This window comes from Pseudarthrobacter sp. DSP2-3-2b1 (assembly GCF_049895945.1).
In the GTDB taxonomy this organism is placed as follows: domain Bacteria; phylum Actinomycetota; class Actinomycetes; order Actinomycetales; family Micrococcaceae; genus Arthrobacter.
Genome location: NZ_JAFCTI010000011.1, coordinates 42,169 through 60,789, shown reverse-complemented (window position 1 = coordinate 60,789; position 18,621 = coordinate 42,169). Strand labels below are relative to the sequence as shown.

General features: G+C 64.5%; 22 protein-coding genes. 4 read left to right on the top strand and 18 right to left on the bottom strand.

Going from position 1 to position 18,621, the window contains the following annotated elements:
* Positions 1-15: 15 nt before the first annotated feature.
* The 6 genes from ACP7AX_RS14140 to ACP7AX_RS14115 form a co-directional block, all read right to left on the bottom strand.
* A complete protein-coding gene (locus ACP7AX_RS14140; RefSeq protein ID WP_426227160.1) occupies positions 16-447 on the bottom strand; it encodes a low molecular weight phosphatase family protein in 432 nt (143 codons plus the stop codon).
* Positions 444-1,103: an arsenate reductase ArsC gene (locus ACP7AX_RS14135; protein WP_426227158.1), complete on the bottom strand. Its 660-nt coding sequence runs from the start codon at positions 1,101-1,103 to the stop codon at positions 444-446. The genes ACP7AX_RS14140 and ACP7AX_RS14135 overlap by 4 nt, the downstream gene beginning before the upstream one ends.
* Positions 1,104-1,168: 65 nt before the next feature.
* Positions 1,169-2,608 (bottom strand): FAD-dependent oxidoreductase, encoded by a 1,440-nt coding sequence (locus ACP7AX_RS14130; protein WP_426227156.1) that lies wholly within the window; start codon positions 2,606-2,608, stop codon positions 1,169-1,171.
* Between the two features lie 191 nt (positions 2,609-2,799).
* Complete coding sequence (gene trxB, locus ACP7AX_RS14125; protein ID WP_426227154.1) at positions 2,800-3,774, bottom strand: thioredoxin-disulfide reductase; 975 nt, start codon at positions 3,772-3,774, stop codon at positions 2,800-2,802.
* 10 nt (positions 3,775-3,784) lie between these two features.
* The gene (locus ACP7AX_RS14120; RefSeq protein ID WP_131684781.1) at positions 3,785-4,207 is read right to left on the bottom strand and encodes an arsenate reductase ArsC; all 423 of its coding nucleotides are present in this window, start codon (positions 4,205-4,207) and stop codon (positions 3,785-3,787) included.
* 115 nt (positions 4,208-4,322) lie between these two features.
* Positions 4,323-4,997, bottom strand: a complete 675-nt coding sequence (locus ACP7AX_RS14115) for a metalloregulator ArsR/SmtB family transcription factor (protein WP_426227151.1) — start codon at positions 4,995-4,997, stop codon at positions 4,323-4,325.
* A 45-nt stretch (positions 4,998-5,042) separates the two neighbouring features.
* Between ACP7AX_RS14115 and ACP7AX_RS14110 the strand changes: the two genes are divergently transcribed.
* Positions 5,043-5,783 carry an aquaporin gene (locus ACP7AX_RS14110; protein WP_426227149.1) on the top strand — a complete coding sequence of 247 codons (741 nt, stop codon included), beginning with the start codon at positions 5,043-5,045 and terminating at the stop codon, positions 5,781-5,783.
* A 44-nt stretch (positions 5,784-5,827) separates the two neighbouring features.
* Positions 5,828-6,178: an ArsR/SmtB family transcription factor gene (locus tag ACP7AX_RS14105; RefSeq protein WP_426227147.1), complete on the top strand. Its 351-nt coding sequence runs from the start codon at positions 5,828-5,830 to the stop codon at positions 6,176-6,178.
* Positions 6,179-6,217: 39 nt separating this feature from the next.
* On the opposite strand, the gene ACP7AX_RS14100 is transcribed toward ACP7AX_RS14105, so the two are convergent.
* On the bottom strand, positions 6,218-6,553 hold the full coding sequence (locus tag ACP7AX_RS14100; protein ID WP_426227145.1) for a YnfA family protein: 336 nt from the start codon (positions 6,551-6,553) through the stop codon (positions 6,218-6,220).
* Between the two features lie 165 nt (positions 6,554-6,718).
* On the opposite strand from ACP7AX_RS14100, the gene ACP7AX_RS14095 reads away from it, so the two are divergent.
* The gene (locus ACP7AX_RS14095; RefSeq protein ID WP_426227143.1) at positions 6,719-7,012 is read left to right on the top strand and encodes a DUF3040 domain-containing protein; all 294 of its coding nucleotides are present in this window, start codon (positions 6,719-6,721) and stop codon (positions 7,010-7,012) included.
* A 3-nt stretch (positions 7,013-7,015) separates the two neighbouring features.
* Here the strand turns inward: ACP7AX_RS14095 and dhaM are convergent, their stop codons facing one another.
* From dhaM to ACP7AX_RS14055, 8 genes are all read right to left on the bottom strand, one after another.
* On the bottom strand, positions 7,016-7,723 hold the full coding sequence (dhaM, locus tag ACP7AX_RS14090; protein ID WP_426227141.1) for a dihydroxyacetone kinase phosphoryl donor subunit DhaM: 708 nt from the start codon (positions 7,721-7,723) through the stop codon (positions 7,016-7,018).
* Positions 7,720-8,352, bottom strand: a complete 633-nt coding sequence (gene dhaL / locus ACP7AX_RS14085) for a dihydroxyacetone kinase subunit DhaL (protein WP_426227139.1) — start codon at positions 8,350-8,352, stop codon at positions 7,720-7,722. Before dhaL ends, dhaM begins: the two co-directional genes overlap by 4 nt.
* Before the next feature lie 2 nt (positions 8,353-8,354).
* On the bottom strand, positions 8,355-9,356 hold the full coding sequence (gene dhaK, locus ACP7AX_RS14080) for a dihydroxyacetone kinase subunit DhaK (RefSeq protein ID WP_131684789.1): 1,002 nt from the start codon (positions 9,354-9,356) through the stop codon (positions 8,355-8,357).
* A 307-nt stretch (positions 9,357-9,663) separates the two neighbouring features.
* Positions 9,664-10,179: an amino-acid N-acetyltransferase gene (locus ACP7AX_RS14075; protein ID WP_131684790.1), complete on the bottom strand. Its 516-nt coding sequence runs from the start codon at positions 10,177-10,179 to the stop codon at positions 9,664-9,666.
* A gap of 253 nt (positions 10,180-10,432) precedes the next feature.
* Entirely contained in the window at positions 10,433-12,928 is a 2,496-nt protein-coding gene (locus ACP7AX_RS14070; RefSeq protein ID WP_131684791.1) for an AAA family ATPase, read from the bottom strand.
* Between the two features lie 112 nt (positions 12,929-13,040).
* Positions 13,041-13,739: a M23 family metallopeptidase gene (locus tag ACP7AX_RS14065; RefSeq protein ID WP_426227136.1), complete on the bottom strand. Its 699-nt coding sequence runs from the start codon at positions 13,737-13,739 to the stop codon at positions 13,041-13,043.
* Entirely contained in the window at positions 13,729-14,709 is a 981-nt protein-coding gene (locus tag ACP7AX_RS14060; protein WP_426227134.1) for an AraC family transcriptional regulator, read from the bottom strand. Before ACP7AX_RS14060 ends, ACP7AX_RS14065 begins: the two co-directional genes overlap by 11 nt.
* Before the next feature lie 47 nt (positions 14,710-14,756).
* The gene (locus ACP7AX_RS14055) at positions 14,757-15,647 is read right to left on the bottom strand and encodes an NmrA family NAD(P)-binding protein (protein WP_426227132.1); all 891 of its coding nucleotides are present in this window, start codon (positions 15,645-15,647) and stop codon (positions 14,757-14,759) included.
* Positions 15,648-15,832: 185 nt separating this feature from the next.
* Between ACP7AX_RS14055 and ACP7AX_RS14050 the strand changes: the two genes are divergently transcribed.
* Positions 15,833-16,033, top strand: a complete 201-nt coding sequence (locus ACP7AX_RS14050; protein WP_426227130.1) for a hypothetical protein — start codon at positions 15,833-15,835, stop codon at positions 16,031-16,033.
* Positions 16,034-16,371: 338 nt separating this feature from the next.
* Here ACP7AX_RS14050 and ACP7AX_RS14045 read toward each other — a convergent pair whose 3' ends face one another.
* The 3 genes from ACP7AX_RS14045 to lysS all read right to left on the bottom strand — a co-directional run bounded on the left by ACP7AX_RS14045 (position 16,372) and on the right by lysS (position 18,584).
* Positions 16,372-16,701, bottom strand: a complete 330-nt coding sequence (locus ACP7AX_RS14045) for an Lsr2 dimerization domain-containing protein (RefSeq protein ID WP_131684794.1) — start codon at positions 16,699-16,701, stop codon at positions 16,372-16,374.
* A 138-nt stretch (positions 16,702-16,839) separates the two neighbouring features.
* Positions 16,840-17,049 carry a hypothetical protein gene (locus ACP7AX_RS14040; RefSeq protein ID WP_131684795.1) on the bottom strand — a complete coding sequence of 70 codons (210 nt, stop codon included), beginning with the start codon at positions 17,047-17,049 and terminating at the stop codon, positions 16,840-16,842.
* 2 nt (positions 17,050-17,051) lie between these two features.
* Entirely contained in the window at positions 17,052-18,584 is a 1,533-nt protein-coding gene (lysS, locus tag ACP7AX_RS14035; protein ID WP_426227128.1) for a lysine--tRNA ligase, read from the bottom strand.
* Between the last annotated feature and the right edge of the window lie 37 nt (positions 18,585-18,621).

The following is an 18,621-nucleotide window of genomic DNA, read 5'->3' as shown; positions in this document are numbered from 1 at the left end:
CCGGAGCAGCAGTGCCTAACTCCCCGTGAGCTCCGTATACAGCTTCCGGACCCTTGCATTGATGTCGTCGCGGACCAGGCGCATGCGTTCCATGCCTTCGATGCCTCGTTCGGACGGCTCATCAGTTTCCCAGACCTCGAAGCGGGTGCCCTCGATGGGGCTGAGCTTCGCTTCGGTTCCGAGCACGATGACGGCGTCCACTTCTGCCAGGACCTCATCGGTGATTGCTTTGGGGTGTTCGCCGGTGATGTCAATGCCCAGTTCGGTCAGGGACTCTACAGCCTGGGAGTTCAGGGATTGGGCGGGTTTCGTTCCGGCGGAGTGGACGGTGACGGCTCCGCCGGCCAACTGGTTCATCAGCCCGGCTGCGAGCTGTGATTTGCCGCCGTTCTTGCTGCAGACAAACAGTACGGACGGTTTCTTCGCTGCGGAGGTTTCCTGGGTCATGGGGACGTTGTTTCCTTCGTGAGTGAGGCGGCAAGGGTTTTGACACGCGTATGGATCCGGTCCCGGATTTCGCGCACGGTCTCGATGGTCTGATCGGCCGGGTCCGGCAATTCCCAGTCCTCATAGCGCTTTCCCGGGTAGATAGGGCAGGAGTCGCCGCAGCCCATGGTGATCACCACGTCCGAGGCGCGCACAACGTCGTCGGTGAGCGGCTTCGGATACTCCCGGGAGAGGTCAAGGCCCAGCTCCGCCATCACAGCCACCACTGCCGGGTCCAGCTCGGCGGCGGGCATGGAACCCGCCGAGCGGACATGGATCCTGCCCTTGGCCTCGACGGTCAGCAGGGCGGCGGCCATTTGGGACCGGCCCGCGTTCTGCACACACACGAAGAGGACTTCGGGGATATCGGCAGTGGCGGCGTCCTTGGACTTGGCCAGGGCCCTGAGCCGGTCGTTGGCGAAGTGTTCGGTGGTGGAGGGCAGGTACGTGGTGATCTTCGCGGTCCGCGCCAAGGCGGTATAGGACTCGAAGACATAGCGTTCGACGGTTTCGGCCGCAAACGTGCCAGCGTACCTTTCCGCGAGCCGCCCGCTGATCCTGTGCAGCAGTTCGGTGTTGTCCTGCAGGCCTCTGCTGAGGTCGTGGTGTTCAGTCATGGGACTTTCTCCAACTCATGGGCGCGGTTGGTCCGGATCGGGCCAAGGACAGGTTCAGGGAACGTTCAGGACAGGCCGGAGCGGCCGTGGGACAGGCCGGTGGGGAAGCCGATACTTACCGTTTGCGGGACAGAGCAGCACGAGCCGGCTTCGGAGCCGCTGGCTCCCGACGCCGCGACGCCGGCAGCGGTGATAGTGGCGGCCGCGGGGGCGGCAGCAGTAGTAGCGCTGGCGGCAGGGACGTCGCAGCTGGCGCCGCCGTCGGTTGAGCAGACCCCCGTCTCGGGAAGTTCCAGTTGGACAGTGCTGGCCGCTTCGGTGTCCCCGGCCAGGGCCGCGGTGACGGAGCGGACCTGTTCGTAGCCGGTGGCCAGCAGGAAGGTGGGAGCCCGTCCGTAGGACTTCATGCCCACAATGTAGAAGTCCTTTTCCGGGTGGGCGAGCAGCCTGGCCCCGTGCGGCGGGACGGTCCCGCAGGAGTGGAATTCGGGGTCGATCAGCGGGCCCAGTTCGACGGGCGCCTCAACCGCGGGGTCGAGGTTCAGCCGGAGTTCGCGGAGGATGTCCAGGTCCGGGCGGAACCCCGTGCAGGGAACCACGACGTCGGCGTCCAGGGTGCGCCCGTCGACGGCTTCCACGCTGACGTGCGTGTCCAATGTCTTGAAGGCGGCGATGCCGAAGCCGGTGTGCAGTTCGATTGTGCCGGCCCCCACCAAACGGCGGAGCCGGGCGCCGAGTTGGCCCCGTGCCGGCAGCCCGTCGTCCTCGCCGCCGCCATAGACCTTCTCGGCGGAGTCGCCTCGGACGGCCCACAGGATTGTGGTGTCCGGCTCGTCCTTGGCGAGATCGGCCAGGCTGATGAGCGTGTTTGCAGCGGAATGCCCTGCGCCGACCACCAGGATCCGGCGGTTGGCAAAGGAGGCACGGTCCCGGCCCAGAACGTCAGGGAGCGGCGGGGAAATCCGGGCCGTGGCGTCGTCCTCCCCCATTGCGGGCAGGCCCGAGGTGCCCAGAGGATTGCGGCGGGACCACGTTCCGGACGCGTCGATGACCGCCCCGACAGTGTGGTCGCGGGTCTCGCCGCCGGCGTGCCGGACGCGGACCACAAACGGTGTGGAATCGCGGTTCCTGGTGTGGGTTTTGTCCAGTCCCAAGCGGGTCACTGCAGTGACGCGGGCCCCCGTCTCAAGGCGGGAACTGATGGCCGGGACTGCCGCCAGTGGCGCGAGATAGCGCTCGACAAGCTCGCCGCCGTAGGGGAGGGCAGTGGGCCGGGGCATCTTCCAGCCCGTGGATTCGAGCAGGCGGACGGCAGCAGCGTCCACGTTGAAGCGCCATGGGGAGAACAGGCGGATGTGGCGCCACTGTGCCACTGCGGACGCAGCGGTTGGACCGGACTCAAAGACCAGCGGTTCCAGGCCGCGCTCAAGCAGGTGGGCGGCGGCGGCCAAACCAACGGGTCCGGCACCGATCACGGCAACCGGCAGGTTCTTCGCTGAATCCATGATGTCCTCTGTTCGTTCACAGTTGTGGCTATTGTGGCGGGAAGTGCCTGCCGGTCCCTCGCGGGGCCGGCAGGTGGAACGTTGTCAGCAGCAGTCCTGCCCGTCGTCGCAGCAGCCAGAGTCGTCGCAGCAACCGGAGTCACCGCAGCAGCCGGTGTCCATACAGCTCACCTCCTCCCCTGTCCCGAGGTCTAGGCGTGGGTAGGTTCCTCCACCAAGGCCGTGGCGATGCTGTCGGCGTCGTCCAGGGCGGCCAGGTACCGCTCTGCGTCCAGCGCGGCGGCGCAGCCGGTGCCGGCGGCGGTGATTGCCTGGCGGTAGCGGTGGTCCACAGCATCGCCGCAGGCGAACACACCGGTGAGGTTGGTGACCGTGGTGGGCGAATCAACCTTGATGTAGCCCTCGTCGTCCAGGTCCACCTGCCCGTGCAGGAGTTCGGTGCGCGGGACGTGCCCGATCGCCACGAAGATGCCCGTGGCGGCCTGTTCGCGGGTCTCGCCGGTCCGTGTGTCACTCAGAGTCACCCCGGTCACTTTGCTGTCGCCGTGGATGGCGGTGACAGTTGAGTTCCAGGCGAAGCTGATCTTGGGGTTGTCCTTGGCGCGCTGGGCCATGATGCGCGAGGCCCGGAGTTCGCCCTTGCGGACGACGACGGTCACGGACTTGGCGAAGCGGGTCAGGAACGTGGCTTCCTCCATGGCGGAGTCGCCGCCGCCCACCACGATGATGTCCTGCTCGCGGAAGAAGAAACCATCGCAGGTGGCGCACCAGGAGACTCCATGGCCGCTGAATTTCTTCTCTTCGGGAAGTCCCAGTTCCTTGTAGGCCGAGCCGGTGGCGAGGATGACGGCCGGGGCCTCGTACGTTTCGCCGGCGCCAGTGACCACCCGCTTGAGGTGCCCCTTCAGCGTTACTTCAGTGACGTCGTCGAACTTTACCTGCGCGCCGAACTTTTCGGCCTGCTGCTGGAGTCCGTCCATCAGTTCCGGGCCCTGGATCCCGCCGGGGAAACCCGGGAAGTTCTCCACCTCGGTGGTGTTCATCAGCGCGCCGCCGGCAGTGACGGAACCCGCCAGCACCAGCGGCTTCAGGCCGGCCCTGGCGGCATAGATGGCCGCCGTGTAGCCGGCGGGGCCGGACCCGATGATGATGAGCTGTTCGGTCATGGTTGTGCTCCTACTTGGCGGCGGGGGTCAGGGATGCGATCAGGCCCTCGATGCGGCCCTTGATCTCGTCCCGGATGGGGCGGACGGCAGCCACGCCCTGGCCGGCGGGGTCTTCGAGCACCCAGTCCTCGTAGCGCTTGCCCGGGAAGTAGGGGCATTCATCGCCGCAGCCCATGGTAATGACGACGTCGGATTCCTTCACGGCCTCGGTGGTGAGGACCTTGGGGATCTCGGCGGACATATCGATGCCGAGCTCAGCCATGGCCTCAACGGCAGCCGGGTTGACCTTTTCGGCCGGCTGGGAACCGGCGGAGCGGACTTCGATTTCACCGTTTGCCAATGTAGTGAGGAATGCTGCAGCCATCTGCGAACGCCCTGCGTTGTGGACGCAAACAAACAGTACGGAGGGCTTCTTGGTGGTTTCGGGGCTCACGGGTCTCTTCTCTCAGTTCCCGGCAGAGAACATTGATAGTTATCGATACAGGAAGTATTGGGCTTTATATTGATGAATGTCAATCTTTGCAGCGAACACGTTGACCCCGATCCGATCAGTGGGCCAACACCCGCGGCACGAGGCCGCCTATGCGGAGCGCGAGGTCCTCGAAGACTTGATCAAAGGCTTCATCGGTACCCAGGCGCAACGGGTCCGGCACCGACCAGTGGACATCTCCGCGGCCGGCCAGTTCTTCATGGGCGTTGTCACAAACGGTCACCACGAAGCCCTCATCGAGGTCGGGCAGATCCAGCCTGCTCGGCGGACGGTCGGGCAGATCCAGGCCGTGGCGGCGGGCGGTTTCAATGGCTCCGCGGGCAATGCGGTCGGCAGGGTGCGTACCGGCGGACGCCGTCGGAATGCTACTGACCTGACGCCAGAGGGCGGCTGCGAGCTGCGACCTGGCACTGTTGCGGGTGCAGACGAACAGGACCCTTGCCGCGTGGTGCTCCACGCCCGGCACCAGGCCCTCCAGGGCGCCGGCGGCCAACCGAAGATAACTGCGGCGCCTGTCCGCCTCGGAACGGTGCCGGGTTGCCAGCCCGGCTTCTTCCAGTGCCCGGAGGTGGTGGGACAGCAGATTCGAGGACATTCCCAGCTCGGCCTGCAGCTCGGTGGGAGAGAAATCCCCAAGGGTCAATAGGTCGACGATGCGCAGCCGGGTGGGATCGGCGAGCGCCGCATGCCTGGCGGCCCGCGTACGGAGCGTGTCATTTGCCTCAGTAGTCATTGAGTCAATTTTGACTGAGATAATTCTTTCCGTCAAGCTTGTGGCATGACTTCAACCCAGCCGCCACTGTGGCGCCGCGCCGTCGCCGAGCTGCTCGGCACAGCCCTCCTCGTGACCATCGTGGTCGGATCAGGGATCGCTGCCCAGCAGCTCTCCCCCGGGGACACCGGCCTGCAGCTGCTCCAGAACAGCACGGCCACCGTCCTGGGGTTGACCGTACTGATTCTGATGCTTGGGCCAGTGAGCGGCGCACACTTCAACCCGGCCGTCTCCCTCGCCGACTGGTTCCTGGGCCGTCGTAGCAACTCCGGGCTGACCCTCCCCGAGCTTGGCGTCTATGTCGCTGCCCAGACGGCGGGCGCCGTGGGCGGCAGCGTGCTCGCGAACGCAATGTTTGACGTGGGCACCTCCATCTCCGCCAAGGAACGCGCAACGCCCGGCCACCTGCTGGCCGAGGTGGTGGCAACGGCAGGGCTCATTCTGCTGATCTTCGCCCTCGCCGCCACCTCCCGTGGCGTGCTGGCCGCACCGGCCGTTGGCGCGTACATCGGAGCCGCGTACTGGTTCACTTCGTCCACCTCGTTCGCGAACCCGGCCGTCACTGTGGGCCGGATCTTCAGTGACACCTTCGCGGGCATCGCACCCGGCTCGGTTCCGGGATTTATCGGCGCGCAGCTGGTCGGCGCAGCCTTGGGTGTGGGCCTCCTGCTGGTCCTCTTCCCGCTGGCGGGGCGCAGCGCGGACGATGTCATCCTGCCGCACAGCTCCGAGCCGGCCAGCAAGTAAGAGCCTTACATTGATGCCTGTCAATATGAGGGCATAATGGAGAGATGAACTCTTTGCCCGTGCTGGCTCCGGAGACGGACGAGGCCTGCTGCGTCCCGGGTTCCCTGCCTGCCTTGACCGCCGAGGATGCCCTGCAGAAGGCCCTGGTGTTCAAGGCGCTGGCAGATCCAAACCGGCTGCGGCTGCTCTCGATGGTCAGAGCCGAAGCCGCAGGGGAATCCTGCGTCTGCGATCTGACCGGCCCGCTTGACCTGGGCCAGCCCACCGTGTCCCACCACCTGAAAATCCTGGTCGATGCAGGCCTGCTGCGCCGCGAGAAACGCGGCACCTGGGCCTACTACTCCCTCGTGCCAGGCGCCTTGGAACAGACCGCCGGGCTGCTCGCCACGCTCTGACAGCACCAGCCCCCGGGTTGACCCTGACCGGTGCCGCTCTCACGCATCCCGGGGTGCGAACATGATGACGGCCACCCCCAACAGGCAGATGACCGAACCAATGACGTCCCACCGGTCCGGCCGGAATCCGTCAAACACCATTCCCCAGGCCAGTGACCCCGCCACGAAGACGCCACCGTAGGCGGCCAGGATCCGGCCGAAGTGAGCGTCAGGCTGCAGCGTGGCAACGAAACCGTAGATGCCGAGAGCGATGATCCCGGCACCCGCCCACCACCACGGCTTCCCCTCCCGGACGGCCTGCCAGACCAGCCACGCACCGCCAATTTCGGCCGCGGCAGCGAGGACAAAGAGCAGAACAGATTTGGCGATGGTCATGGTTCCATCATCTCCCGGACGGCCCCTCGGCCGTCCTCCTGACCGCGTCGGTACCTGAAGGAAACCCTCCCCTTGACTTCCCTCACGGACGCTGTAATTTCAGTATTACTAACACTGCGGATGTTGGATTTAGAACAACTTCTGCATGCCGGGAAAGGGGTAACGGTGCCACTTTCAGATCGGGAGCGGAAACAGCTCGAGGAGCTGGAATCTGATCTGGCAGCCGAGGATCCGCGGCTTGCCGAGGAACTCTCATCGGGCTCCGTGGGAGTGCGGTTTAGGCGGAGCACCTACGTGGGTGCCGTCGCGGGAATGCTCGGTATAGTCCTGCTGATCGCGGGCGTGAACACCCAGCTGATCGTCGTCGGGATCGCCGGCTTCCTGCTGATGGGAATCGGCACGTATCTGCTGTTCGAGGGCCACAAGGTGGGCCTTCGCCGGCGGCCGGAACTGAAGTAACGCTTACGGCTCGCCGAAGCCGGCCTGCACCAGGCCTCCGACGTAGTTGACGGCGCGCTCCGCATCAGGGCCCCATGCCTCGACGTGAAGCACCGAACCTTGGCCCGCCGCCAGCGTCATCAATGATGTCATCGCGGTTCCGTCCACCCCGTTGACAGTGACTTCGGCGTTGAGCGCAGCAAGCCCGCCGGCTATCTTGGCGGCCGGACGGGCGTGCATGCCGGCCTGGTTCACAAGTTCAAAGTCACCAGTGAAATCCGGCCCCTGTCCGGTCACGGAGCCTTCGGCGACAGTGCCGGCCCCAAACGTCGTGGGTGCCGCAGCATCCTTCGCACCCCGGCCGTACACCGCCTCAGCTGCCAGTTTGACCGCTTCGGCTCCTGCTCCGCCTTGAGCAGCCACCGCGGCTGCAACGAGACCTTCCACCAGGGGTGCGTCCGCCAAAAGCACGTCGGCCGGATCCCCGGCGAACTCACGTGCCGACTCAGCGGTCATCACGGCCGACCCAAGATCCGTCACAACCACCACACCGTCGCCTCCTGCCGCCTGGTCCAAGGCGGCCATCACCTTCTCGAGGCTGGTTCCGATCCTGCCGTCCCCGGTACCCCCGGCGGCGAGAATCACGACGTCGGGCGCCATCTGGGCGGCGAGCTCCGCCGCGCCGTCGGCAATCTTTTCACTGTGGGACACCACCACCAGCCGTACGGTCATGCTGCGGCCTCGACGGCGGCGCGGAGGATCAGTGCGCTGGACGCGGCTCCCGGATCGCGGTGGCCTGCGCTCCGCTCCCCCAGGTAGCTGGCGCGGCCCTTGCGTGCCACCAGCGGGTCGGTGGCGATGGCGCCGGCTTCGGCGGCCTCGGCGGCTGCGACCAGAACTTCAAGCACGTTGCCTGCACCATGCGCGGCGGCGGCCTGCGCTGCTTCGGCGGCGGGGGTCCAGGCATCCACCATTGTTTTGTCGCCGGACTCGGCCTTGCCCCGTGCCACGATCCCGTCGCGGGCAGCCAGCAGAGCCGCTGCCCAGACCGCCGGGGCCACCTCGGCCGCATCCCCCACCGCAGTGGCGGCCCGCAGGAACGCCGTACCGTACAGGGGGCCGGCGGCGCCGCCCACCTTGGACATCAGGGTCATTGCGGTCAGCTTCAGGGCAGCGCCCGGTGTCTCCGGCCGGACTTCGGCCAGTTTCTCCAGTACCGCCTGAAAGCCCCGGTCCATATTCTCCCCATGATCGGAATCCCCGATGGCACGGTCCAGTTCGATCAGGTACAGGCGGTTCTCCGCCATTGACTGCGCGCACAGCGTGAGCCATTTGATGGTCCAGTTCACGTCCAGGACCATGGTCAAGCCCCCCAACGCAGCGCCGCCGTGTGCACGGGGGCATCCCACAGCCGGGTCAGTTCGTCATCAAGGCGGAGGACGGAGATGGAGCAGCCCTGCATGTCAAGGGCGGTGACGTAGTTTCCCACCAACGAGCGTTCGACGGCGGCTCCGCGCCCCGCCAGCAGTTCGGCCGCCCGGCGGTACACGATATACAGCTCCTGCAGCGGGGTGCCACCCATCCCGTTGACGAACAGCAGTACCTTCTCACCCGAGGCGATCCCCAGATCGCCCAGCACGGCGTCGAGCAGACGGTCCGTGATGCCGTCCGCGCCCTCCACCGGTAAGCGGTGCCGGCCCGGCTCGCCGTGGATGCCAACGCCGAATTCAATCTCATTCTCGGCAAGATCGAAGCTGGGCGTTCCCGCATGCGGGACCGTGCATGCCGCCAGCGCCACCCCCATGGAGCGGACGTTGCTGTTGACGCGGTTTCCTAGCTCTGCCACAGCATCCAGGTTGTCACCGCGCTCCGCTGCTGCGCCGGCGATCTTCTCCACCAGCACGGCGCCGGCCACGCCGCGACGTCCCGCAGTGTACAGCGAGTCCTCGACGGCGACGTCGTCATTGACGATCACTGTCCGGACATCCACACCTTCGGCCTCAGCCAGTTCCACGGCGGTTTCGAAGTTCAAAACATCCCCGGTGTAATTCTTCACGATAAGCACGACGCCGGCACCGGAGTCCGCGGCCAGCATCGCCGGAAGGATTTGGTCCGGCGTGGGTGAGGTGAACACCGCCCCGGGCACGGCGGCGTCGAGCATTCCTGGGCCTACAAAACCGGCGTGGAGCGGTTCATGGCCGCTGCCTCCGCCCGAAACAAGTCCAACCTTTCCAGCCACCGCCACATTCTTACGCGTGATGAACAGCGGATCCGCGCTGACGGTCACCAGTGCCGCGTGGGCAAGGCCGAAGCCCTGGACGGACTCGGCCACCACTGCGCGGGGGTCATTGATGAGTTTCTTCATGGCCGAACTCCTGGGGATGGAACTTCCGGAGGATGCCCTCTGACCCTACTATCGCCGCATTCAGTCCGGTAGCCCGCGCCGTCTGGTGGACGCCGGGGCCATCCCGGCACAGCTGTCCGGGCAAGGGACTTCCGGTGAATGGCCGTTGGGCATAGGTAAGGGACAGCCCCCAATGACTGTCCCTTACCTGCAGGCCGAAGTGCAGCCCGATTAGTTTATCCAACAAATAGATTTATGCCAACGGCCTCATGCCATGCTGCTCTGCGCGCTGCTCAGGGCGAGAACGGGCGGGTGCAGATGCGGGGCGTTACAGGACCTTGATCATGCGGGTGTTCCCCAGCGTATTTGGCTTCACCCGGGCAAGGTCCAGGAACTCGGCCACGCCTTCATCGTGGGAGCGCAGGAGTTCCGAGTAGACCGTTGGGTCCACGGCGGTCTGGTCCGCCATCACCTCAAAGCCGTGCCGCTTGAAAAAGTCCACCTCGAAAGTGAGGCAGAAGACCCGGCCTACTCCCAGTTCGCGGGCCTCTTCCAGCAGGCTTTCAACCAGGACGTGCCCCACGCCCCTGCCGCGCCAGGCGTCCAAGGCGGCCAGGGTGCGGACTTCTGCGAGGTCCTCCCACATCACGTGCAGGGCCCCGCAGCCGATCACTTCGCCGGCGTCGGATTCTGCGATCCGGAACTCCTGGAGACTCTCGTAGTAGGCCACCGTCTCCTTCGCCATCAGGATCCGCTGCTCGGCCAACGGCGCCACCAGGCTTTTGATGGCGGCCACATCACTGGTGCGGGCAGGGCGGATGCGAAAAGTCTCAGGATCGGTCACACCCACAATCCTACGAGGCAGGGCTCTACTCCAGTCGCACTTGGGCTTGCCGGTGCGCCAGTCACCAGCGAAGGTGCCGGGGTCATTTGTGTAGCTTGCGTCAGAGCGACGAAGGAGCAGCAAGCGGCAAATGGCTCCGGTGCCGGAGCGTCCCAGCCACCGTACCGGAGGCAGCCCAGTGTGTATAACGCAAAGGCCCCGCCGCTCCTGGTGGAGTGGCGGGGCTTTCGGTTTGGTGCGGTTTTGCCTGGATCTAGACGCTCGGCGCGATCTCCGGGATGCGCGGCTTGGTATTGCCTGCGAACGTGAACTTGGCGGAGTCTCCTTCGCCGTCCACATCCACTACGACGATGTCGCCGGCGTGGAGTTCACCGAACAGGATCTTCTCGGAGAGCTGGTCCTCGATCTCGCGCTGGATGGTGCGGCGCAACGGCCGTGCACCCATGGCTGGATCGTAGCCCCGGGTTGCCAGGAGCACCTTGGCCGCGGGCGTGAGCTCGATGCCCATGTCCTTGTCCTTGAGGCGCTTCTCCAGGCGGCCCACAAACATGTCCACGATCTCGATGATCTCGTCCTGGGTGAGCTGCGGGAACACCACAACGTCATCCACACGGTTCAGGAACTCGGGGCGGAAGTGCTGCTTGAGCTCCTCAGTGACGCGGGCGCGCATCCGGTTGTAGCCGGTCTGCGTGTCAGTGCCGGACTGGAAGCCGGTGGCAACGCTCTTGGAGATGTCCCGGGTGCCCAGGTTGGTGGTCATGATGATTACGGTGTTCTTGAAGTCCACCACGCGGCCCTGGGAGTCGGTCAGGCGGCCGTCTTCCAGAATCTGCAGGAGTGAGTTGAAGAGGTCCGCGTGGGCCTTCTCAACTTCGTCGAACAGGACCACGGAGAACGGACGGCGGCGGACCTTTTCGGTCAGCTGCCCGCCTTCTTCGTAGCCGACGTAGCCCGGAGGGGCGCCGAAGAGCCGCGAAACCGTGTGCTTCTCGGAGTACTCGGACATGTCCAGGGTGATGAGGGCATCCTCTTCACCGAACAGGAACTCCGCCAGGGCCTTTGCGAGCTCGGTCTTGCCGACGCCGGTGGGGCCGGCGAAGATGAACGAGCCGCCGGGACGCTTGGGGTCCTTCAGTCCTGCACGGGTGCGGCGGATCGCCTGGGACAGCGACTTGATGGCCTCATCCTGGCCGACAACACGCTTGTGTAGCTCATCTTCCATCTTGAGCAGGCGCGAGGACTCTTCCTCGGTCAGCTTGAAGACGGGGATGCCCGTGGAGTTGGCCAGCACCTCGGCAATCAGATCCTCGTCCACCTCCGAGATGTCGTCCATGCCGCCGGACTTCCAGTGGCGTTCCTTCTCGGAGCGCTCGGTGATGAGTTTCTGCTCTTTGTCGCGGAGCGAAGCAGCGCCCTCGAAGTCCTGGGCGTCGATGGCGGATTCCTTCTCCATCTTCAGCTTGGCGATGCGCTCGTCCATTGCCTTCAGCTCCGGCGGGGCGGTCATCCGGCGGATGCGCAGCCGCGCACCTGCTTCGTCGATCAGGTCGATCGCCTTGTCCGGCAGGAAGCGGTCCGAGATGTAGCGCTCGGCGAGGCTGGCAGCCGAGGCGAGGGCGCCGTCGGTGATGGTCACCCTGTGGTGCGCCTCGTAGCGGTCACGCAGGCCCTTGAGGATCTCGATCGCGTGAGCGACGGAGGGCTCCTTCACCTGGATCGGCTGGAAGCGGCGCTCCAGCGCGGCGTCCTTCTCAATGTGCTTGCGGTACTCATCCAGGGTGGTGGCACCGATTGTCTGCAGTTCACCGCGGGCCAGCATGGGCTTCAGGATGGACGCGGCATCGATGGCACCTTCGGCGGCACCTGCACCAACGAGCGTGTGGATTTCATCGATAAACAGGATGATGTCGCCACGGGTGCGGATTTCCTTGAGGACCTTCTTCAGGCGCTCTTCGAAGTCACCGCGGTAGCGGGAGCCGGCAACCAGTGAACCGAGGTCCAGGGTGTACAGCTGCTTGTCCTTGATGGTCTCCGGAACGTCACCGCGGACAATCGCCTGGGCCAGGCCCTCGACGACGGCCGTCTTGCCAACACCCGGTTCACCGATCAGGACCGGGTTGTTCTTGGTCCGGCGGGAAAGGACCTGCATGACGCGTTCCATCTCGGATTCGCGCCCGATGACGGGATCCAGCTTGTTCTCGCGCGCAGCCTGGGTCAGGTTGCGGCCGAACTGGTCCAGGACCACGGAACCGGCGGGAGTGCCTTCAGGCTGGCCTGCGCCAACGCCTGCGCCACCGGCGCTCTCCTTGCCCTGGTAGCCGGAGAGGAGCTGGATGACCTGCTGGCGGACCCGGTTAAGGTCTGCACCAAGCTTGACCAGCACCTGGGCGGCAACGCCCTCGCCCTCGCGGATGAGGCCGAGCAGGATGTGCTCGGTGCCGATGTAGTTATGGCCCAGCTGCAGGGCTTCGCGCAGCGAGAGTTCCAGCACCTTCTTGGCGCGCGGCGTGAAGGGGATGTGGCCGGATGGAGCCTGCTGGCCCTGGCCGATAATCTCCTGCACCTGCTCGCGAACGCCGTCGAGCGAAATGCTCAAGGACTCCAGAGCCTTGGCGGCAACGCCTTCACCTTCATGGATCAGACCCAAGAGGATGTGTTCGGTACCAATGTAATTGTGGTTCAGCATGCGTGCCTCTTCTTGGGCAAGCACAACTACTCGACGGGCACGGTCCGTAAATCGCTCAAACATTTCGCCACACTCCTAGCTACGACGTACTTTGATGCTACGTGGCAGACCCTGACTTGTGGAGCGTGTTCGCCACAGGGGAAACCGTGGGTGTCCGTGTGACGGGATCAAACGGTTAGCGCGCGGCCTCCACGGTTGACGCTTCGTAGGGAATCGTGTTTTCCCGGAGTATGAAACGCGTGGACCTGCGGGGTTTTTCGTAGTAGCGCCTGATCCGCATGGGAAGCCCCTGGGCTGTCCACGCGTCCAGCCTGTCCATCGCCTGCATGTGCACGTGTGGCTGGGTGGAATTGCCCGAGTTGCCACAGTTTGCAATGTGCTCTCCCTCCGTGACCTCCTGGCCTACGGATACCCGGATCGAGCCGGCTTGGAGATGCATTACTGCTACGAAGGCTCCGACTCCGTGCGGAGCAATAATCACACAGTTGCCGGTGATGTTACCGAGCCCCTGACGGAGCCGTGAAGCCTGTCCCAGCGCGTATGGCAGAAGCATTACCGGGGAGCGTCGGGCCTCGTGGTCCTGCTCGCCCTGATGCACGGCTGCTACCCGGCCGGTTACCGGGGCCAGGATCTGGCGGCCGAAAGAAAAAAACTGCTCCGGCGGCTCCGTGGCGAAGGCGGTACGCCAGCTCACTCCAGGAGCAGTCCTGCCGTGATCATCCACACCGACGAAGTCGATCGCGTAGGCGGTGCCCAGCATAGCGGTGCCATGGCTGGGGACCCGCCGCTTCGGGCTGTTCTCAACTTTCCATGGTCCGGCGAACGGCAGTGAAACATCCACATGCCGCAGCTCCGGCTTTGCCTCAAATGTCATGGTTCCCCTCGATCCTGTCCGGCACTTCCGGACGGGCGACTGCCGGTTGCCGCCGCCGGTGTTCCTGGGGGCTGACGCCGTACCGCTTTTTAAATGCAGCGCTGAAGCTGAAAGGGCTGGCGTAGCCCACACGGCGCGAAATGGTGGACAGGGTTAACCGTTGATCACCCATCAGGTCGGCAGCCTTCGCGAGCCGCCACTGGTTGAGGTAGGCCATGGGTGGTTTACCTACGCGTGCATGGAACCGGCGGGCCAGCGAAGCCCTGGACACCCCGACGCTTCCAGCGAGCAACTCCACGGTCCAGGCCCTGTCAGGCGAGCTGTGGATCAGGCGGATGGCCTGCTGGACAGCCGGGTCCCGCTCCGCCGTCAGCCAGTTGTGCTCCGCGTTGGACTCCCGGGCGGTCCACGTCCGGACAGCACCGATCAGCAACAGGTCCAAAAGGCGGTCAAGGACGCTGGCCTGGGCGACGCCGTCGCCGTCTATCTCCTGCCTCAGGACGGAGACGATGGGATTGTCGGCGGCCTTGACCAGTACATGCGATGGCAGGGCGGACAGCAGAAGATCCCCCACTTCGCCGCTGCTCCTGTAGGTGCCCACCAGCATGGCGTCCTGGCCATCAGCGTCATTGCCCCAGGTCCGTAAACCGCTGCGCAGGCTTTGGGCAAGATCTTCACCGTTGGGCCCCGAGCAGTTCTGGTCGATCCCGATAAAGTACCTTGGCTTTTCGTTGGGGTTGCCTGCGAGTACATACGGGGCTTGGTCCCGGATCAGGAGCACCGTGCCAGGCTCCAGATGCAGGGGTTCGCCGGCGCCCTGGCTGAAGTACGCCGAGCCTCCCAGCATGGCCACCACGGTCAGCGGGGCCTCGTCCTGGACCCTGATTGACCACGGGGCTGACATGACCACCCTGAGCAGGAAGGCATTCCGGGCCCGGGGTCCATCGAGGAAATCAGCCAAAGGGTCCATGGCGAACATTCTAGACGCTGGCACATATAAATGCCCCAATAAATAATTTACAGTCGCAAACAGCCCGTAGCCGTTGCTAGCCGACCCGGTCTCCAGTCCCACGCCCCCGCTGCTGCGGCTTCACGGGCAAAGTCGCGGAAGTCCTTTGGTTCGCGGCCCAGAGCCCGCTGCACGCCGTCGGTGAGGGAGGCGTTCCGCCCGTCCAGAATCAGCGTGAAGAGGTCCACGAAGTCCCGGGGCAGGCCTTCCTTTGCCAGGATGGCCTCGTACTCCGCCGCAGTCACTGGACTGTAGGCGACGTCCCTGCCTGTGGCAGCGCTGATCTCGTGGGCAACGTCGTGAAAGCTGAGCAGCCGCGGTCCGGATAGTTCGTACACCTCGCCGTCATGCCCTGGTTCCGTGAGGGCTGCGACGGCCACATCCGCGATGTCGTCGGCGTCCACAAACGGCTCCACGGCATCTCCTGCGGGGATTGAGATAATTCCGTCCAGCACCGGTCCGAGGAAGAAGCTCTCATTGAAGTTCTGGTTGAACCAGTTGCACCGGACGATGGTCCAGGCGATCCCGGACTCTTGGACCGATTCCTCGCTGGCAACGGCGCCGTCCTCGCCGCGGCCGGACAGCAGGACAGTTTTTTCCACACCGCTGGCCGCGGCTGCCGCAGCGAAGCGTGCGATCAGTCCGGATACGCCGGGGAACGCAAGATCCGGGTAGTAGGTGACGTAGGCCTTGGTGATCCCCTTCAGCGCAGCTCCCCACGTGCCGGCGTCGTCCCAGTCAAAGGCCGGGCTGCCAGAGCGGGATCCGATGCGGACGGAGACGCCGCGTTCACTGAGCCGCTCCGCGACCCGGCGCCCTGTTTTGCCCGTTCCGCCGATGACCAGGATGGTGCCGTTGCCGGTTCGTTTGTCTGCCGCGTTGGGCTGGTAGTTTTCCATAGCTCCATCGAACCAAGAGGGCACAGCGGCAGACATACGCGCAGCACTCAACTTCATTCGCTCCCGTATCGAATCTCCCAGCCGCGGCAGTCACGCTCGCCGGGATCGGTGGGCTCTACAACTCATTTGCCTGTTCGGTGATGCCAGGGTTGCGGGCAACAGAAGACGGCACCTTTGTCAGCGCCATGGCCAGCATCAATACGGCGATCCAGAACCCCGCGTTCGCCGTAGCCTTTTTCGGCGCCTTCTTCTCCCTGACGGGAGCCGCCCTTTATTCGTTCGCGAACGGGCTGGAGAGTGCATTCCCGGTCAGCCTCGCGTGGGCGTTCTACACGGCGACCCTGGTCATCACTTTCACCGTGAACATCCCCTTAACAACGGACTAGCGCAGGCTGCGGTGCCAGGACAGGATGGTGCCAGAAAGGCCTATGAACAAAAGTGGACGCGCTGGAATCTCCACCGCACCTGGTTGTCGCTGGCTTCTTTGGTGGCCCTTTGTGCCGGTTAGAACGCCGGGATGCGATATACCGCCGCAGTCCGCTAATTACAGGCATTAGAGCCTCGCGCCGAAGTATGGATTCGGCGGGGCGAATTCAGGCTATGTCCGTGGCGTGATGCTGGCGGCGGCACAAAATGCTCCTGCATGCAATTCAGGGCGCCAAAAAACCCTGCCGACGCCGGGGGGGGCGAAGACAGGGTTCCCGGTAACGATGAAGGCCGACTCCTAGGAATTTGCCTTTTGGTAGGCTTCTTGGATTTCGGCTTGAATTCGGCCACGGCTGTTGACCGTGTAGCCGTTTTCACGTGCCCACTGACGGATTTGCGCTGAATCATTGCCCCGCCCCGCCACTGCGGGTTTGGTCCGGGCAGTCCGCCCGGCAGACGTCTTGCGCGCTGCGGCTATGAACCGCTCCAGCGACGTCCGGAGTTCGGCCGCATTGGCCGAGGACAAGTCGATTTCGTAGCTGACCCCATCGAGGCCAAAGCGGACATTCTCATCCGCGGATCCCCCATCCAGATCATCTACGAGGACGATGTTTACTTTCTGTGCCATTAATAGTCTTCCTCTGGGAAAGGTTCGGGGTTTTCAGAAAAGCAGGATGTTCCTCTAAAAAGTATGACCCTTATTATGGCAACGCGTCAAAGCATCTATTGGTTCCTGTGGATATCCACAGAAAGTCCCGCGACTATATCAGGATTCCACATCCGGGCGGTCCAGTGGGGCCGGCGACTGATTCTTGGCTTTTGTATCGGCCTCGCCATTTGCAGCACCCCGGGCTTCGGCCTGGGCGCGGGCTTCCGCCTGCCGCTCGGCCTTATCGGCATTGAAGATCGATTTCATCGCAAACCAGAAAATCAGGCCCACCACTACTGAGGGCAGGAGGACTGCTACATATTCCACGGTCAGTGTCCTTCAGGCTTCAGCAGCGGAAAGAGAATGGTTTCGCGGATACCGGCACCGGTGAACAGCATGACCAGCCGGTCAATCCCCAGGCCGATGCCACCCATCGGCGGAGCGCCGTATTCGAGGGCGCGCAGGAAGTCCTCATCCAGCTGCATCGCTTCGTCGTCACCGGCCGCGGCATGCCGGGACTGCTCGGTCAGCCGTTCGCGCTGGATGACGGGATCGATCAGCTCGGAGAAGGCCGTGCCGCGTTCCATGCCGCCGATGATGAGGTCCCAGGCTTCGATCAGCCGGCCGTCCTCGCGGTGCGGGCGGGCCAGCGGCTGCGCGGAGGGCGGGTAATCGTAGACAAAGGTGGGGTTCAGCAGCGTGGGCTCCACAATTTCGCCGAACAGCTCCACGGCCAACTTCTCGGCATCCCACTTCGGGTCCGCCTTCACCTCATGCTTTGCGGCGATTTCACGCAGCACCTCAACCGACGTGTCAGGAGTGACTTCCTGGCCAACGGCGTCGGACAGCCCGGGGTAAACGGACAGCCAGGCCCAATCGCCGTCGAGGTTGATTTCGCCGGCGTCCGTCTGGAGGGTGCGGCCGGCACCCACCGCGTCAGCGGCGTCGAGGATGATTTCCTTGATGCGGTCGGCCATGACGAACTGGTCCGCCCAGGCCTCGTAGCACTCAAGCGTAGTGAATTCCGGGCTGTGGGTGGAGTCCACGCCCTCGTTGCGGAACACCCGGCCCATGTCATAGACGCGGTCGATCCCGCCCACTACGGCGCGCTTGAGGTAAAGCTCGGTGGCGATGCGCAGGGTCATTTTCTGATCGAACGCGTTCATGTGCGTTTCGAACGGGCGGGCCAGGGCGCCGCCGTGGACCAGCTGCAAAATGGGGGTCTCCACCTCCACATAATTGTGGCGGTGCAGGCTCTCGCGGATGGAGCGGGTGATCGCGGCGCGAGTGTAGACCATTTCCCGGGCTTCGTCGCGCACCATCAGGTCCACGTACCGCTGCCGGACGCGGGTTTCCTCGTTCAGTTCCGCGTGCAGGACGGGCAGCGGGCGCAAGGCTTTGGAGGCCATGGACCATGACTCTGCCATGACGGACAGCTCGCCGCGACGGGAGGAAATCACTTCGCCCTTGATAAAGACGTGATCGCCGAGGTCCACCAGTGCCTTCCAGTCCGCGAGCGCTTCTTCACCCACGTTGGCGAGGCTCAGCATGGCCTGGAGCCGGGTGCCCTTGCCGTCCAAGCCGCCTTCCTGGAGCGTGGCGAAGCACAGCTTTCCGGTGTTCCGCACAAAAACCACGCGGCCGGTGACGCCCACAACGTCGCCGGTGGTCTCGTCAGCTTCGAGGTGTGCATATTTTTCACGGATCTCGGTGAGGGAGTGCGTGCGCTCAACACCCACCGGATATGCCTCGGTGCCGCGCTCGATCAGCTTGCTGCGCTTCTCCATGCGGATGCGCATCTGTTCGCTGGCGTCGAGAGGCTCTGGGGCATTTTTGGGGGCGGGGGTGTTTTGGGAAGTCACAATCCCCAAGTTTACCGGGCGATCGCGTACCCGGCTT